12 protein-coding genes are annotated in these 16,469 nt (G+C 46.8%); 2 read left to right on the forward strand and 10 right to left on the reverse strand.

From position 1 onward, the window contains the following. Positions 1-11 precede the first annotated feature (11 nt). The 8 genes from dusB to AB4384_RS08635 form a co-directional block, all read right to left on the reverse strand. Complete coding sequence (gene dusB / locus AB4384_RS08600; protein ID WP_032546269.1) at positions 12-980, reverse strand: tRNA dihydrouridine synthase DusB; 969 nt, start codon at positions 978-980, stop codon at positions 12-14. Positions 981-1,120: 140 nt separating this feature from the next. Further along, positions 1,121-2,008 (reverse strand): 50S ribosomal protein L11 methyltransferase, encoded by an 888-nt coding sequence (prmA, locus tag AB4384_RS08605; protein WP_017055901.1) that lies wholly within the window; start codon positions 2,006-2,008, stop codon positions 1,121-1,123. 170 nt (positions 2,009-2,178) lie between these two features. Beyond that, the gene (accC, locus tag AB4384_RS08610; RefSeq protein ID WP_017062706.1) at positions 2,179-3,522 is read right to left on the reverse strand and encodes an acetyl-CoA carboxylase biotin carboxylase subunit; all 1,344 of its coding nucleotides are present in this window, start codon (positions 3,520-3,522) and stop codon (positions 2,179-2,181) included. Positions 3,523-3,537: 15 nt separating this feature from the next. After that, positions 3,538-3,990 carry an acetyl-CoA carboxylase biotin carboxyl carrier protein gene (gene accB, locus AB4384_RS08615; RefSeq protein ID WP_017062707.1) on the reverse strand — a complete coding sequence of 151 codons (453 nt, stop codon included), beginning with the start codon at positions 3,988-3,990 and terminating at the stop codon, positions 3,538-3,540. A gap of 74 nt (positions 3,991-4,064) precedes the next feature. Then, entirely contained in the window at positions 4,065-4,514 is a 450-nt protein-coding gene (aroQ, locus tag AB4384_RS08620; RefSeq protein WP_010435475.1) for a type II 3-dehydroquinate dehydratase, read from the reverse strand. Positions 4,515-4,836: 322 nt separating this feature from the next. After that, on the reverse strand, positions 4,837-6,786 hold the full coding sequence (acs, locus tag AB4384_RS08625) for an acetate--CoA ligase (RefSeq protein WP_009844693.1): 1,950 nt from the start codon (positions 6,784-6,786) through the stop codon (positions 4,837-4,839). 218 nt (positions 6,787-7,004) lie between these two features. Continuing rightward, entirely contained in the window at positions 7,005-7,637 is a 633-nt protein-coding gene (locus AB4384_RS08630) for a 3'-5' exonuclease (RefSeq protein ID WP_017062708.1), read from the reverse strand. A 10-nt stretch (positions 7,638-7,647) separates the two neighbouring features. Beyond that, positions 7,648-9,480 carry a DUF294 nucleotidyltransferase-like domain-containing protein gene (locus tag AB4384_RS08635; protein WP_102429028.1) on the reverse strand — a complete coding sequence of 611 codons (1,833 nt, stop codon included), beginning with the start codon at positions 9,478-9,480 and terminating at the stop codon, positions 7,648-7,650. Positions 9,481-9,712: 232 nt separating this feature from the next. Here AB4384_RS08635 and AB4384_RS08640 point away from each other — a divergent pair, with 232 nt between their 5' ends. Both AB4384_RS08640 and AB4384_RS08645 read left to right on the forward strand, forming a co-directional pair. Next, on the forward strand, positions 9,713-10,909 hold the full coding sequence (locus AB4384_RS08640) for a 3-phenylpropionate MFS transporter (protein WP_017062710.1): 1,197 nt from the start codon (positions 9,713-9,715) through the stop codon (positions 10,907-10,909). 118 nt (positions 10,910-11,027) lie between these two features. After that, positions 11,028-14,459 carry a PAS-domain containing protein gene (locus AB4384_RS08645; protein WP_372129338.1) on the forward strand — a complete coding sequence of 1,144 codons (3,432 nt, stop codon included), beginning with the start codon at positions 11,028-11,030 and terminating at the stop codon, positions 14,457-14,459. Between the two features lie 117 nt (positions 14,460-14,576). Here AB4384_RS08645 and AB4384_RS08650 read toward each other — a convergent pair whose 3' ends face one another. Both AB4384_RS08650 and AB4384_RS08655 read right to left on the reverse strand, forming a co-directional pair. Continuing rightward, positions 14,577-15,962 carry a lyase family protein gene (locus AB4384_RS08650; RefSeq protein ID WP_017062713.1) on the reverse strand — a complete coding sequence of 462 codons (1,386 nt, stop codon included), beginning with the start codon at positions 15,960-15,962 and terminating at the stop codon, positions 14,577-14,579. A gap of 12 nt (positions 15,963-15,974) precedes the next feature. After that, on the reverse strand, positions 15,975-16,361 hold the full coding sequence (locus tag AB4384_RS08655; protein WP_017062714.1) for a hypothetical protein: 387 nt from the start codon (positions 16,359-16,361) through the stop codon (positions 15,975-15,977). Positions 16,362-16,469: the final 108 nt, after the last annotated feature.

The following is a 16,469-nucleotide window of genomic DNA, read 5'->3' on the forward strand; positions in this document are numbered from 1 at the left end:
TCTTCTCGTAATTATGGTGCAACGTTATCAAAAAAACCTTCTAGCGCTTCAAGCTGCAGATCACCTGCTTCGAATGCGTTGAAGGTACGGCGAAACTCACTCGCTTGTTCATGTTCTTTTAGATACCAACCCACATGCTTACGAGCGATGCGAGGGCCTAAAAACTCTCCATAAAATTCATGTAGAGCGTGGACATGACCAAGCATGATGTCTTTCACTTCCGAAATCGGGAGTGGGTCCATCGTGGTGCCGTTTTCCAAATAGTGTAGGATTTCGTTAAAAATCCAAGGACGTCCTTGGGCAGGTCGACCTATCATTAAAGCATCAGCGCCGGTGTACTCCAGCACAAACTTCGCTTTTTCCGGACTATCGATATCACCGTTAGCGATAACCGGAATAGATACTGCTTGTTTCGCTGCTTTAATGTGTTTGTATTCTGCCTCACCTTTGTACATACAAGCGCGAGTTCTTCCATGGAGCGCAAGAGCTTGTATGCCGCAGTCTTCGGCTATTTTCGCGATTTGGACACAGTTTCTATTGTCTGTATCCCAGCCCGTGCGCGTTTTCAACGTTACTGGAACGTCGACAGCATTTACCACCGCTTTCAGAATGTCTTCAATGAGTTCTGGATGCTGTAGTAAGGCTGAGCCCGCAAGCTTCTTATTCACTTTTTTGGCTGGACAACCCATGTTGATATCGATGATTTGCGCACCGTTATCGACATTAAATTGAGCAGCCTCGGCCATAAGCTGTGGATCTGCACCAGCGATTTGTACTGAACGAATGCCCGATTCGCCTTCATGTACCATACGCTGCTGAGACTTTGACGTTTTCCAAACTTTCGGATTGGAGGACATCATTTCACTGACTGCCATCCCCGCACCGTAGCGAAGACACAACTCACGGAATGGTCTATCCGTTACGCCAGCCATAGGAGCGACGATTAGATTGTTCTTAAGTTGATAATTTCCGATTTTCAAAAATGTCATCACAGTTCTGTACCAGCAAGGGCGCGCATTTTACGCATTTTTTCGCTGCGTGAAAAGACTAATATTTGAGCATTTACAATTTGTTTTTGTAATTTGTTTAAATTTCAGTCAATTAGCGCCCAAAGTCTTGTCTAGCCTTGCTTGCGACCTGAGATTCGACACCATTCTTGTTGTTCGATGATCGGATCAATGTGAAGCTCATCACGATAATAAGTCGCAACATCTTCTGCTTGTGTATCTAAAACACCCGACATCGCAAGTACACCATTTGGCTTAACTAGGCCTTTGATGATGCCAGAAAGGTCGCGTAATGGACCTGCAAGAATGTTGGCTACAACAACGTCTGCTAGCAAACCTTCCGGTTGATCTTGTGGCAAGAACACCTCTAGTTGCTCAGCAACGCCATTGCGTTGTGCGTTGTCTTTTGATGCAAGCAGAGCTTGAGGATCAATGTCGATCCCGATAACTTTTGCCGCGCCTAGTTTGATCGCAGCGATCGCTAGGATGCCTGAGCCACAACCGAAGTCGATCACGGTTTTGCCTGCAAGGTCTAAGCCTTCAAGCCACTCCAGACACAATGCCGTTGTCGGGTGAGTACCTGTACCAAATGCAAGGCCTGGGTCTAGCATTACGTTAACAGCGTCAGGTTCAGGGATATCGCGCCAGCTAGGGCAGATCCATAAACGCTCACCAAACTTCATTGGGTGGAAGTTATCCATCCATTCACGTTCCCAATCCTTGTCTTCAATTTGCTCTACTTTATGAGCAAAGTCTGCAGGGAACATGTTGCTTGCTTTAATCTGCGCTAGAACGACACCAGTATCAGTCTCAGCGTCGTAAAGCGCGAGAATGTCAGTATCACCCCAAAGGCGAGTTTCACCCGGCAGAGGCTCAAATACAGGGGTATCTTGTGCATCCAGGAAAGTTACAGAAAGAGCACCAGTCTCTTCCATTAACATGTCGCCGATTTGTTCGGCATTTTCATTGGTAGCATTAAGCTTGATTTGAATCCAAGGCATGGCTGCATCTTCTATATGAGAAAAATTGGATGGCGAGTCTAGCAGAAAATATGAGCAAATTCACCAAAACCCCACGGAATATAATGGGGATTAAAGATTGATTTTTTCGGTGGTTCAAAAACAAAAATGCTCACCGAAGTGAGCATTTTGACTGTTCTTAAACGAACGGATTATGACAAACCAAGTTTCTTCTCAAGGTAGTGGATGTTTGCACCACCGTGTTGGAAGTTTTCGTCGTTCATAATAGACAGTTGAAGCTCAGTGTTAACGTTAATACCTTCAACAATCATTTCACCCAATGCGTTCTTCATACGAGCGATAGCAACATCACGGTTCTCACCGTAAGTGATCAGCTTACCAATCATTGAATCGTAGTGTGGTGGTACTGTGTAACCAGTGTAGATGTGAGATTCCCAACGTACGCCCATGCCGCCTGGTGCGTGGAAACGTTCAATCTTACCTGGTGAAGGTAGGAAACGAACTGGATCTTCAGCATTGATACGACATTCGATTGAGTGGCCGCGCAGCTTAATGTCATCCTGAGTGAATGATAGAGGCTGACCAGCTGCAATACGTAGCTGTTCTTTCACAAGGTCGATACCCGTTACCATTTCAGTAATCGTGTGTTCAACCTGGATACGAGTGTTCATCTCGATGAAGTAGAACTCACCGTTCTCGTATAGGAATTCAAATGTACCTGCACCGCGGTAACCGATCTCAATACATGCACGAGTACAGCGTTCGCCGATGTACTTACGCATCTCTTCAGTGATACCTGGAGCTGGCGCTTCTTCCACAACTTTCTGGTGACGACGCTGCATTGAACAGTCACGTTCACCTAGGTGGATAGCATTGCCTTGGCCATCTGCAAGCACTTGTACTTCAATGTGACGTGGGTTTTCTAGGAATTTCTCCATGTAAACCATGTCGTTGTTGAAACATGCTTTTGCTTCAGCACGAGTCATCGCGATAGCTTCTGTTAGCTCTGCTTCAGAACGAACAACACGCATACCACGACCGCCGCCGCCGCCAGATGCCTTGATGATAACTGGGAAGCCAATGCGTTTAGCGTGCGCTTTGTTTTTTGCTTCGTCGTCGTCAAGAGGGCCGTCAGAACCTGGTACACAAGGTACGCCAGCTTTCTTCATTGACGTGATAGCTGACACTTTGTCACCCATCATGCGAATGGTTTCAGCTTTAGGGCCAACGAAGATAAAGCCACTGCGCTCTACCTGTTCTGCAAAGTCTGCATTTTCAGATAGGAAGCCGTAGCCAGGGTGAACAGCTACTGCACCTGTCACTTCAGCTGCGCTGATGATACGAGGGATGTTTAGGTAGCTATCGATACCACGAGCTGGACCGATACAAATGGTTTCGTCTGCAAGCAGTACGTGCTTAAGGTCACGGTCAGCAGTTGAGTGAACCGCTACCGTTTTAATGCCAAGCTCTTTACATGCACGCAGAATACGTAGTGCAATCTCACCACGGTTCGCGATTACTAATTTATCTAACATAATGAGTGCTCTCTATTATTCGATAATTACTAGAGCTTGGTCGAATTCTACTGGTTGACCGTCTTCAACTAGGATAGCTGTTACAACACCAGATTTATCAGCTTCGATTTGGTTCATCATTTTCATTGCTTCAACGATACATAGCGTTTCGCCAGCAGTTACAGATTGACCAACTTTAACGAATGGTTTTGCGTCTGGGCTTGGAGCGCCGTAGAAAGTACCAACCATTGGAGAAAGAACTTGGTGACCAGCTGGAACTGCAGGAGCTGCTGCTTCTGCTGCTACAGGTGCCGCCGCAGGAGCTGCTGCCGCTACAGGTGCTGGAGCAGCTGCATATTGAACAGGTGCTACAGGTGCAGTGCTGTTACGACTGATTCGTACTGACTCTTCACCTTCAGAGATTTCTAGCTCAGAAATACCAGACTCTTCAACCAATTCGATTAGCTTTTTGATTTTGCGAATATCCATTGTTTCTTTCTCTTTATCTGTTAATTGAACTTACTCTATGACTGAGTAGGTTAGTAATAGTTCGTTGTTTATGTTTACTTTGAGTTGAGCTTGCTGAGCGCAGCGGTCAAAGCAAATTGATAACCTTGGGCACCTAAGCCACAAATCACACCTTCTGCTTTATCAGATAGGTAAGAGTGGTGACGGAATGGTTCACGCGCGTGAACATTCGATAGATGAACCTCAATAAATGGTATTGCAACGCCAAGTAGTGCATCACGCAGTGCCACACTGGTATGTGTAAAGGCTGCTGGGTTGATAATAATAAAATCAACATTTTGATAAGCACTATGGATAGCTTCAATCAGTTCGTACTCACGATTTGACTGTAAGTGAGATAGCTCAACATCGTGTGCTTTCGCTTGCTCGGTCAGTGAGCTAATAATCTGGTCAAGTGTTTGAGAACCGTAGTGTGCAGGCTCTCTAAGGCCTAACAGGTTAAGGTTTGGGCCATTTAAAACTAGAATGCGAAACTTTGTAGACATCGTGGGGCTATCTTCCTTTATCGTGTTTACGAACGTGAATGTTGCCATTTTATTGAAAATTTGCGGTTAATTTCTAGTGAGAAAAACCCAAATTTAAAAATTAGAACCAGATTATAGCTAATTCAGCGCAAATCGCAGCAATTTACTGGTCTAATCTCCTATTGATACAGCTTGGAATTGTTACCAACTTAACAAAAAAGCGTCTTAGCCTTAATTTGGGGCGGGATATTTGAGATCAAGATCAGCCATAAAAAAACCGCCACATAGGTGACGGTTTAGAAAGTGCTGTTTTAAACAGTGATTAGCTGCTGTGACTGGTTGCTTATGCCAGTTCTGCTTTCTCGGCAATCAGCTTATCAACCACACTTGGGTCGGCCAGTGTCGAGGTATCACCTAGGTTACCTGTATCGCCAGTCGCGATTTTACGCAGGATACGACGCATGATTTTACCCGAACGAGTTTTTGGTAGAGAGTCGGTCCAGTGCAGTACATCTGGCGTTGCAATTGGGCCAATCTCTTTACGTACCCAGTCTTTTACTTCTTTATGAAGCTCTGCGGTTGGGAACTCACCATCATTCAGCGTGATGTAAGCGTAAATCGCTTGGCCTTTAATATCATGAGGGATGCCCACAATCGCGGCTTCTGCAATCTTATCGAACGCGACTAGAGCCGATTCAATCTCAGCAGTACCCATACGGTGACCTGATACGTTAAGTACATCATCGACACGCCCCGTAATCCAGTAGTAACCGTCTTCATCACGACGAGCGCCGTCACTGGTGAAGTACATGCCTTTAAAGGTCGAGAAGTAAGTCTGTTCGAAGCGGTCATGATCGCCATGAACGGTACGCATTTGGCCTGGCCAAGAGTCAAGAATCACTAGGTTGCCGTCTGTTGCACCCTCAATGATGTTACCCATGTTATCAACCAGTGCCGGTTGCACACCGAAGAATGGACGAGTTGCAGAGCCCGGTTTCAGGTCTGTTGCGCCTGGTAGCGGTGCAATCAAGATACCGCCCGTTTCTGTTTGCCACCATGTATCAACAATTGGAGATTGCTCATTACCGATTGTTTTGTAGTACCACTCCCACGCCTCTGGGTTGATAGGTTCACCCACTGAGCCCATGATTCTTAGGCTGTCACGAGAAGTACCTTCAACGGCTTCATTGCCTTTCGCCATCAATGCACGAATAGCCGTTGGCGCCGTATAAAGAATATTAACTTGGTGCTTATCGACCACTTCGCTCATGCGGCTGGTGTTCGGGTAATTTGGCACGCCTTCAAACAGAATCGTTTTTGCGCCATTAGCAAGCGGTCCGTAAACAAGATATGTGTGACCGGTAATCCAACCCACATCGGCTGTACACCAGAAAGTCTCGCCTTCTTGGTAATCGAATACGTATTTGAAGGTCATCGCAGCATAAACAAGGTAGCCACCTGTGGTGTGCATAACGCCTTTAGGTTTACCTGTTGAGCCTGACGTATAAAGGATGAATAGTGGATCTTCTGCGTTCATCTCTTCTGGTGGGCAATCTGCAGATACATTAGCAATAGCATCGTGCCACCACACATCGCGATGTTCGTGCCATGCCACATCACCGCCAGTGCGTTTGAATACAACAACCTTCTCGATGTTTTTCACTTCAGGGTTCGTCAGTGCTTCATCGACATTCTTTTTCAGTGGAACAGCACGGCCGCCACGCACGCCTTCATCGGCAGTGATAACGACTTTAGAATTTGAATCGATAATACGACCAGACAGTGCTTCTGGTGAGAAACCACCAAATACGACTGTGTGAACCGCACCGATACGGGTACACGCCAGCATGGCTACTGCCGCTTCTGGCACCATTGGCATGTATAAACAAACCACATCACCTTTGCGCACGCCTTGCTCTTTTAGAGCATTCGAAAACAGGCACACTTCTTTATGCAGTTCATTAAAAGTTAGAGTTTTATCATCTGCCGGGTCATCGCCTTCCCAGATGATAGCGACTTCATCACCGCGCTCAGCAAGGTGGCGGTCGATACAGTTAGCCGAAACGTTAAGCGTGCCATCTTCAAACCAGCGAATATCAATGTGGCCAGGATCGAAAGAGGTGTTTTTTACTTGTGTGAAAGGTTTGATCCAATCAACGATTTTTCCGTGTTCACCCCAAAAGCCTTCAGGGTCAGAAACAGATTGCTGGTACATGGCTAGGTAAGTGTCATTATCCGCGTGTGTGGTTGATTTAATATTTTCTTTTACCGGATAAACGTGGGCTTCACTCATTGCATCTCTCCTTGTGCCTACATTCCTAATGAACTGGCAACTTCCTTTGTGTTCAGTTTCTAGGTCTATTACAGAACCGTCTTTGTGTTATCACTCTCGGCTAGGACGGCGATTTCCACAATTAGACTTTAGGATGAGACGCTGCTTTTCACTTACAAAATAGCGAGTTAAGTTCAATTTTGAGATGTTGCTCTCTATGTGAAGCGCCAGTGGTTGAATTAAGAATAAGAAGAGTTGAAACGGGGAAGGTCACCATGTTTCAGGCGCACAAAGATCAGCGCAGCGGAGATAGCGTCTTGTAATGCATCATGTTTATTGACCGGGATAGGTAAATCGAGTTGGCGACAGATGGCGTCCATACTGAGATCAAAATAGGCATTGGGCAGCTGTCTTTCGAGTTTGTCTTGATAGAGTTGGCTCACTTCGACTAATCGGTTAGGCAGTGGAAATCCAAGCTGTTTTAAACAGGCGCGGTCGAGAATTTTTTTATCATAGCGGATGTGATAGCCGACTAAAGGACGATTTCCAATGAAGTTCAGTAGCTCGATTAAAGCCTGTTTTTCTTCGATGCCGTGCTTTAGATCTTGATGACGGATACGGTGGATTTTTATTGAATTGCAATCGAGCGATTGGGGGGCGCGCAACCGGACTTCAAAAGGTTGGCTGGTAATGATTCGGTTACCGATGATCTTGGTCGCGGCAATGGTAACTAATTCTGCCTGATTGGGATCTAGGCTGGTGGTTTCACAATCGAGCGATACATATTCATGATCAATAGGCGCGGTAAACAGAGGCTGATAGAGGGAGCCTTTGAGCTTGTGATGCCAGTAATAGCGAACCAACCTATTCATCGTTCAATGCCTAATCCCGTATCTGATAGTGGTAGCCGAGCCATTGCTTGAATTTCTTCACCACGTGCAGGCTATGACGAAGCAGATCCCTGTCTGCTCGTTCCATCAGTTTGACGTTAATCTTGTTGCTGCTGTGCTGCTGAGAAAGCCTTTGGGCTAAGCGCCACTTAAAGAATTGCTTGAGTGCTTCACTGAGATTATCGGCAGTACTTTGCTCTAATACTTTCTTGCTGACCAGCTGCTCAATGCGTTCGAAGGTGTTGTTGACCGTGACACCATGTTCTAGGCAAAGCGCTCTCACACCATGCACGATAGGGAAAATACCGCCTTGTTTGATATCGAGTCCGGACTTAGATTGCTTCACATTACCAAACAGGGTCAGGGGAACTGAGAAGTTCAGCGCCGGGCGGCAGAACTCCGTCAGAATCAATTCTTGTCCGAGCATTAAATCACTGAGGTGCTGCTTTACAGGTTTTAATAACTCTCTATTCCCCGCTACTGCGTGTGCATCTGCCATGATCGCGATATCCATCACGGTGTCTGGCGTGGCTTTTTTTACCCAATGGGTGAGGGTTTGTTTCCACTCTTGTTCTGAATGCACCCATTTCGGATTGTTGACCATTACGTTGCCCGGGCACAGTGGGTAACCCAATTGTTGAAGGGTATGGGTGAGGTCGTTCATGGCACTTTGGCATTGATGCCATTCCAAACCATCTTGAATAATCAGAGCGTTGTCTTGATCGGTTTTGAGAATTTGCTCTCCACGCCCCTCAGAACCCAACACGATTAGGCAGCAATGATTATGCAGTGCAGGTGGGATCACCAACTCAAAAGCCTTCTCTATGATCTGTTCGTTGACCGCAGAAATCAGCTCCATGATAAAGCGTGTGCGAATCCCATTACTGAGCAAGCTCTCGACCAGTTGACGTTGTTTGTTGGATGCCATTGCCAATTCTTCAACGCTGGTGGCGCGCGCAATACGCAAAGTAAGAACGTGGGAGTGTGTGGAGAATGCACTGAGAATCTGTGTCATATCCACCATGCCGACCGCATTTTTACCATCACAAACCATCAACCTTTTTACTCGATTTCTGGTCATGGTAATCATGGCGTTAAATAAGAAATCGCCTTGGTTCACGTGCATCACCGGAAACGTTGCGATCTCACCGACAGGCGCATCCAGTGTGAAATTATCGAGCATCACAGCATGCAATAAATTGGTTCGAGTGACGATTCCATACGACAAGGAACATGATGATCCAAAAGCTTTTGGATCATTATGTTCCAAATGGACTAGGGCCGAGTCTAACCCTTGTTCTTTAAGGGTTTGAGTGACTTGGTTGATCGGTTGGTTTGGTTCAAGTATCAGTGGTGGGTGATAGATAGAGTCATCCACTTTGGTTAATATAAACTCGGCAAGATTCTGTTGCTGCTGGGCGGCTTCTATCAAAGCTTTTCGTGTTGATAGGTTGCTATCAAAGTAGGCAGCGAATTGGCCATTGGCGTGGTAAAGCTCAAGAAAAATATCGGTGGGCAGCAGATAACTTAATGTATCTTCGAGTGCGATATATTGGTGTTTGGTGTGGGGTTCAAACTGGCTGCGGACATCAAAAATATCGTCATTGGCATAGTGTGCGTAAATCTCACCATCACTGCTCGCGCGCTCTTCAACAGCTCCTTTGATCAAAATATGCAGGTGTCGGCTCGGCCTTTCAGCTTCCAGTATCACTTCTTGAGAGCGGTAATACACCACGTCTAATGAAGAGCGAAGCTTCAACTGTTCGGCGTCGGACAGGCTATCGAAGGGCGGGTGCTGCATATTAAATTTGTCAGGCATAAGCATCACAAGAAGAAATGGGAGTCTTTAATCAGTCTGACAAAATACCAGCGAAGCTCCAGACGACTTTAGTCTAAATGCGAGTATGAGTATTGATGAGCGTGAAATCTCTTGTTGAAATGCGATATCCAGACCCATTGAATATGGGAATACTATCCCAGTAATAATTCCCTTTTTCATCGTATGCGAGATAGGCATAATTGGTGCTGCCTTTTTCCGCACACTTTATAGGTCATTTATGTTTAGCCCTTCACCCTATGGCTGGATCTCTCAGTATTTTCTTGGTTTCTTTTTTGCGTATGGCGTGTATTTGCCATTTTGGGCGTTGTGGTTTGAAGACCAAGGCGTGTCTGCTGGTGATATTGGCGTATTGATTGGTATCGGCTTTGCGACTCGTTGTGTGGCCAACTTAGTGATTACGCCGCGTATCCATAAAGTGGAACACTTGATGCCAGCGCTACGCTGTTTGAGTTTCGCTGCGCTGCTGTTTGTCGGTTTCCACTTCTTCACCGGTGGCAGCTTTATACTGATGTTGTTGGCAACGGTACTGTTTAACCTCTGTTGTGGGCCGATCATTCCTCTTTCTGATGCGATGGCTAACCATTACAGTCGTTTGAAAATGCTCGACTACGGCCGAACTCGTCTTTGGGGATCAATTGCCTTTATCGCAGGTTCAACGGTTGTTGGCTATTTGGTGGCACAATTCGGCACTGACATGATTTTGTATACTGCGCTTGCCGGTGTGTTGCTGTCATTGATTCTTGCGATGAGAAACCCCAATGTGATGCCAGTAACACAATCTGAGCAACAAGCGGCGCGACCAAAACTAGGTGAACTGCTGCGTGAGTCGTCAGTGGTAAAGTTTTTAGCCTTGATGGCGCTGCTGCAAGGTAGTCATGCGGCTTACTACAGTTTTAGTGCGATTTATTGGAAAGAAGCGGGTCACTCAGAAGCTATCATCGGTTATTTGTGGAGTTTAGGTGTTGTTGCTGAAGTGGCCGTATTTGCTCTGAGTAAGCGATTATTCTCAGGCTGGTCACTGCGTACTTTGTTTGTCGTCGCGGCTATTGGGGTGATGGCGCGTTGGGGTATTACCGCATCAACCACGGCGATTTTTGCACTGGTGATGGTGCAGTTGCTGCACGGTGTGACATTTGCCATGGCACACATCGCCGCGATTCAATACATCCAATCTGAAGAACAAAACAAGATGGTTGCGCTACAAGCCCTGTATAACGCGATTCCATTAGGTGCCTTTATTGCACTGATGACCACCTTAAGTGGTTGGGGTTATGAGCTTTGGGGCGCAAATATCTTCTGGGGCATGGCTGCAATGGGTGCACTTGCTCTGTTCATTAAGTTGGATGAAAGAAGTTCAGTGGTTGAGATTAATCAATCAGATTCGGAACAGTCAGAATCTCACAGCAAATGCTGATAATTAGAGTCTAAAGCACAGAATTTAAGCGATGCGATTGAGTTAATCACCCATCCTTAGTTAAATGAAACCTCTCCCTTATGGAGAGGTTTTTTTATGGATGAAAAAAGGGTTTTCAATGCAAGGATGGATAGTAATTCCAGTCTCTTTAGCCTACTTGGGCGTGTTATTTCTGATCGCTTGGTATGGAGACAGGCAGGTTCGTTGGCTATCGCGTTGGCGCCCGTGGATCTATAGCCTTTCGATTGCCGTGTATTGTACCTCTTGGACCTTCTATGGAACGGTCGGGCAGGCGAGTAACAACCCTTGGTCTTTTTTACCCATTTACCTCGCCCCGATTCTAGTCTTTACACTAGGCTGGCGGATCTTGGCGCGGCTGATCCTGATTGCGAAGCGGGAACATATCACCTCCATTGCCGACTTTATCGCGGCTCGTTATGGAAAATCTCAGGGCTTAGCGGTGGCGGTGACGGTTATCGCCGTGGTTGGTATCCTTCCTTATATTGCTCTGCAACTGCGTGGTATTACCATGGGGTTGGATATTGTTGCACCCAACCTAGCGGCTGACTTCGGTTATCAGGACTATCATGTGTCTTGGTTTGTGGTCGGTGCTTTGGCTATTTTCACCATGCTGTTTGGTACAAGACACATTGATAACACAGAGCATCACCGTGGCATGATGATGGCGGTGGCGTTTGAATCCATCGTTAAGCTCGCGGCATTCCTGATCGTTGGCCTATTCATCATGTATCTGGCGATGAGCAGCGACAAGATCGACTTGCTTGATGTGGCGGCTTCCACCTACGAATCACCCAATATTCCGACCTTAATTATTCATACCGTTTTGACCATGTTGGCGATTGTCTGTCTGCCACGCCAGTTCCATACCATGGTGGTAGAGAACGAACGTCCTCAAGACCTGCATACCGCTCGTTGGTTGTTTCCGCTTTACCTGATTTTGATGGGACTGTTCGTGCTGCCAATTGCTTGGGCAGGACAAGGACTACTTACTGGTATGCCAGCGGATACCTATGTGATCAGTGTGCCAATGTCAGAAGGCGCTAATCACATTGCCTTGCTGGCTTTCCTTGGTGGTACGTCTGCGGCAAGTGGCATGGTGATAGTGTCGACCATCGCCTTGGCGATCATGGTGTCGAATGATTTAGTGATGCCATTGTTACTGCGCCGTATGCGCCTAACTCAAAGAACCCATCGACACTTTTCTGGCCTGCTATTGGTGATTCGCCGCGGGCTAATTTTACTGCTGTTACTGGGTGCTTGGCTGTTTTATCAGGCGCTCGATACCATCCATTCACTGTCAGCGATTGGCTTTCTTTCCTTTGCTGCGATTGCTCAATTCGCGCCAGCACTTATTGGTGGTTTGTACTGGCGCCCGGGTAACCGCAAGGGCGTGTATGTCGGCTTAATGGTGGGCTCGTTGATTTGGCTGATTACCTTGATGAGCCAAACCAGCATGTTGGCTGGCGACAGTGAAAGTAACCTTTTACTGTGGATTATCACGCCGCCAGAACTGCTCAGTAGCTGGAATATCAGCAGTTCAAACTGGGGCATTGTGCTGAGTATTGTACTTAATACCTTGTGCTATGCCGTGGTTTCGATGACGACTCGCCCAAGCCTAAGTGAGCGCTTACAATCAGCAGCATTTGTTGGCACGCCGCTGCCTGAAAACGAGAATATCAGCCTTTACCAGAACCGAGTGACGGTCGCTGAATTAGAGATGCTGGCGTCGCGTTTTGTGGGCCGTAAGCGTGCGAAAAGTGCTTTACACAGCTATTGGCAACAACACGGGCAGCCGCTGCTTCCTAATCAACAAGCGCCTGCGAGTCTGATTCGACACGCAGAGCGCGTGCTCGCCGGTGTATTCGGTGCTTCATCTGCTAAGTTAGTACTTACTTCTGCTTTGCAGGGAAGAAACATGAAGCTTGAAGAAGTCGCGACCATCGTTGATGAAGCCTCGGAGCTGTACGACTTCAGTCGCGGTTTACTGCAAGGCGCGATTGAACATATTGGCCAAGGCATCGCAGTAATCGACAAACAAATGAGGCTGGTTGCATGGAATCAGCGTTACCTAGAATTGTTTGAATTCCCTGCGGGTTTGATTCAGGTTGGGCGACCCATTTCAGACGTGATTCGTCATAATGCCGAGCAAGGGTTGTGTGGCCCAGGTGACCCGGAAGATCACGTTCGCCGCCGTGTTTATCACCTTGAGCAAGGCACTCGACACACCTCTTCTCGTATTCGTCCTGATGGCCGAGTGATTGAGGTGCAAGGTAACCCAATGCCAAGTGGTGGTTTTGTGATGAGCTTTACCGACATCACGGTATTCCGACAAGCAGAGCAAGCGCTAAAAGATGCCAATGAAAGCTTGGAATCGAGAGTGCATGAGCGAACTCAAGAGCTCGAAAAACTGAATCATCGCTTGGTAAAAGCCACGCAGATTTCGGATCAAGAATCACAATCTAAGAGTCGTTTTCTAGCCGCGGTAAGCCACGATTTGATGCAGCCGCTCAATGCCGCACGTCTATTTGCTTCGTCACTGTCTGAGGTGGCAAAAGAGCAAGAGGTGAAGCAATTGTCATCTCACATCGAGAGTGCACTTGGCGCCGCAGAAGATTTGATTGGTGACTTGCTGGATATCTCTCGATTGGAGTCCGGAAAGTTAGAAACCAACATTCACGCGATTGCCGTGCATGACGTATTAACCAATTTGAACGCGGAATTTAGCGCTCTAGCGAGACAACAGAAAATTGAGTTTAAGATGATTCCGTCGTCATTGTTCATTCATTCAGACCCTAAGCTGTTGAGGCGTGTGATTCAGAACTTTTTGACCAATGCGTTCCGCTATAACCCGGAAGGGAAAGTGGTACTGGGTGCGAGAAGAGTGAATGGACAGGTTCGAATTGATGTGTGGGATAATGGAACCGGTATCGATGAAGACAAGCAACAAGAAATCTTTGAAGAGTTTACTCGTGGCAGCCAAGTACGAGCCGATCAAGGATTGGGGTTAGGGCTGGCTATCTCGAAAGGTATTGCTCATGTGCTTGGCCATCAAATTTCGATGCGCTCATGGCCGGGGCAAGGCAGTGTCTTTTCCATCACCTTAGCTAGAGCGGAAAAAGTGGCTCCAGTTGTGCAAGCTTCGACGCCAATGGCGACCAGCGACATCGAACATCTCAAGATATTGTGTGTCGATAATGAACGAGAAATCTTAGTCGGTATGGAAAACCTGATCGGACGTTGGGGCTGTGAGGTTAAGACGGCGGTTGATTTGGTCGAAAGCTTGCAGTGCCTAGATGAGGGTTGGCTACCTGATGTGATTTTCTCTGATTACCGTTTAGATAATGGCAGAACGGGTCTCGAAGTCCTGCAGCAGTGTCGCTTGCGCCTCGGAGACTCTTTTGAAGGGGTCATCATTAGTGCCGATAGAACCGATGACATGTTGGCAGCGATAAAGGCCAACAGCTTTCGCTTTATTGCCAAGCCAGTGAAGCCACTTAAGTTAAGAGCGGTCTTGAATCGAGTGAGCTAGTTTGGGTTAACAGGCTCGGATTAGTACGTTCGTGAGCGGATAGTGAAAAGGCCTCAGATGAGGCCTTTTTTGTCTCTGTTTTTTTTGCGAACGCCGATTCGCTTGTTAATTCAATAACTAACCAGCAATGCCACCTTGTGTCAGTGTGGTTGGATCAAGCAGTTTACTGAGCTCTTCTCGGCTAAGATCGGTTTCTCTTTCTGCGACATCCAGAATTGGTAAGCCTTCTTTGTAAGCTTTCTTGGCAATATCAGCCGCCTTCAAGTAGCCAATCACAGGGTTAAGTGCGGTCACTAGGATTGGGTTCTTTGACAGTGCCAAATCGAGATTGTCTTGGCGTACCGTGAAGGTCGCGATGGCTTTGTCCGCTAAAGCGACTGAGCTGTTTGCCAATAACTCAATACTTTCCAACACGTTATGAGCAATCACTGGCAGCATCACATTAAGTTGGAAGTTACCTGATTGTCCGGCTACGGTAATGGTGGTGTCGTTGCCAATGACTTGCGCCGCCGCCATAGCTGCAGCTTCTGGAATCACAGGATTTACCTTGCCAGGCATGATCGATGAGCCTGGTTGTAGAGCCTGTAATTCAATTTCCCCTAAGCCAGCCAACGGCCCAGAGTTCATCCAGCGAAGATCGTTTGAGATCTTCATGATCGCAACTGCTGCCGTTTTGAGCTGACCTGACAGCGCAACGATCGCGTCTTGACTGCTGAGGCTAAAAAAGAAGTTTTCACTCGAGCTAAAACTGATCTTTGTCGATTGAGACAGGTTACTCGCAAACTTATCGGCAAAGCGTGGGTCAGCATTGATCCCTGTTCCAACCGCAGTACCACCTTGTGCTAAAGCCTTGATAGCGGGCAGGGTGTTCTCTATTGCTTGCTTAGCGTGTTCTATCTGAAATTTCCAACCACCTAGCTCTTGAGCAAAGGTCATTGGCATCGCATCCATTAGATGAGTGCGGCCGGTCTTCACGACCTCCGCAAGTTCCTGTTGTTTGATGGTGAGTGCTTCAGAAAGGTGAGTTAATGCAGGTAATAGCTTATTTTCAGCCATCAAAGCAACGCTCACTTGAATTGCGGTTGGCACCACATCGTTACTGCTTTGGCCCATGTTGACGTGATCATTGGGGTTCACGTCGCCTTGCAAGCTTCTTGAGGCAAGCGTAGCAATCACTTCATTGGCATTCATGTTGGAACTGGTACCTGAACCGGTTTGGTAGACATCGATAGGGAATTGATCGAGGTGTTTACCCTCAATGATCTCTTGGCTGGCTTCGGCTATCGCGTTGGCAATATCACCTTCCAGTAGACCTAACTGAGCATTGGTATCTGCCGCTGCCTGTTTAATTAACGCCAGTGCTTGAATAAAACTTGTCGGCATCTTGTGAGAGCTAAACGCGAAGTTATCCGCTGCACGCTGAGTTTGTGCTTGGTATAGCGCATCGGCAGGGACTTTCACTTCGCCCATGCTGTCTTTTTCAATCCGAAATTGTAGGGTCATGTTCTATCCTTGTTAGCCAAGTGGGGCTTGGACTTGTTGTAGTGTTTGGCTGAGATTCAAAAAACGCGCTTGGCCTTGAGGTTGCTGGCAGTAGTGGCGCTTCAAATAAAATAGTGGTGAGTGAATAGAGTCTAGGCAGATATGACGAAAGGCGAAACTGCGCTGAGGAGACTCAATCGCTTCAATCAAATGAAAGAAAACTTGGCGTAGATACAGCTCGCACAACAAGATGTTTTCTTGAGCGGCATGCTTTTCATAGTAAGCCGAAAGCGTCAGTGCACACTCGATATACTCTCGAATTACAAACGGCTCATGGCCTTGAACTTGTTCTAATGAAGCAAAGCGATCCTGTGCTTTGTAAAATCTCGAATAGAGAACCTGCTGCTCTTTCATCATCATCTGCATCTCTTTATTGGATGTTAATGATAATTATTATCAAATAAAATTTTAAAAACAACCCTTTGTTTATCTTTTTATAAAGTGAGCAGTGTCTCGTCCTAAAATACG

It is taken from the genome of Vibrio sp. 10N.261.51.A4, from assembly GCF_041471945.1.
Taxonomy (GTDB): domain Bacteria; phylum Pseudomonadota; class Gammaproteobacteria; order Enterobacterales; family Vibrionaceae; genus Vibrio; species Vibrio crassostreae_C.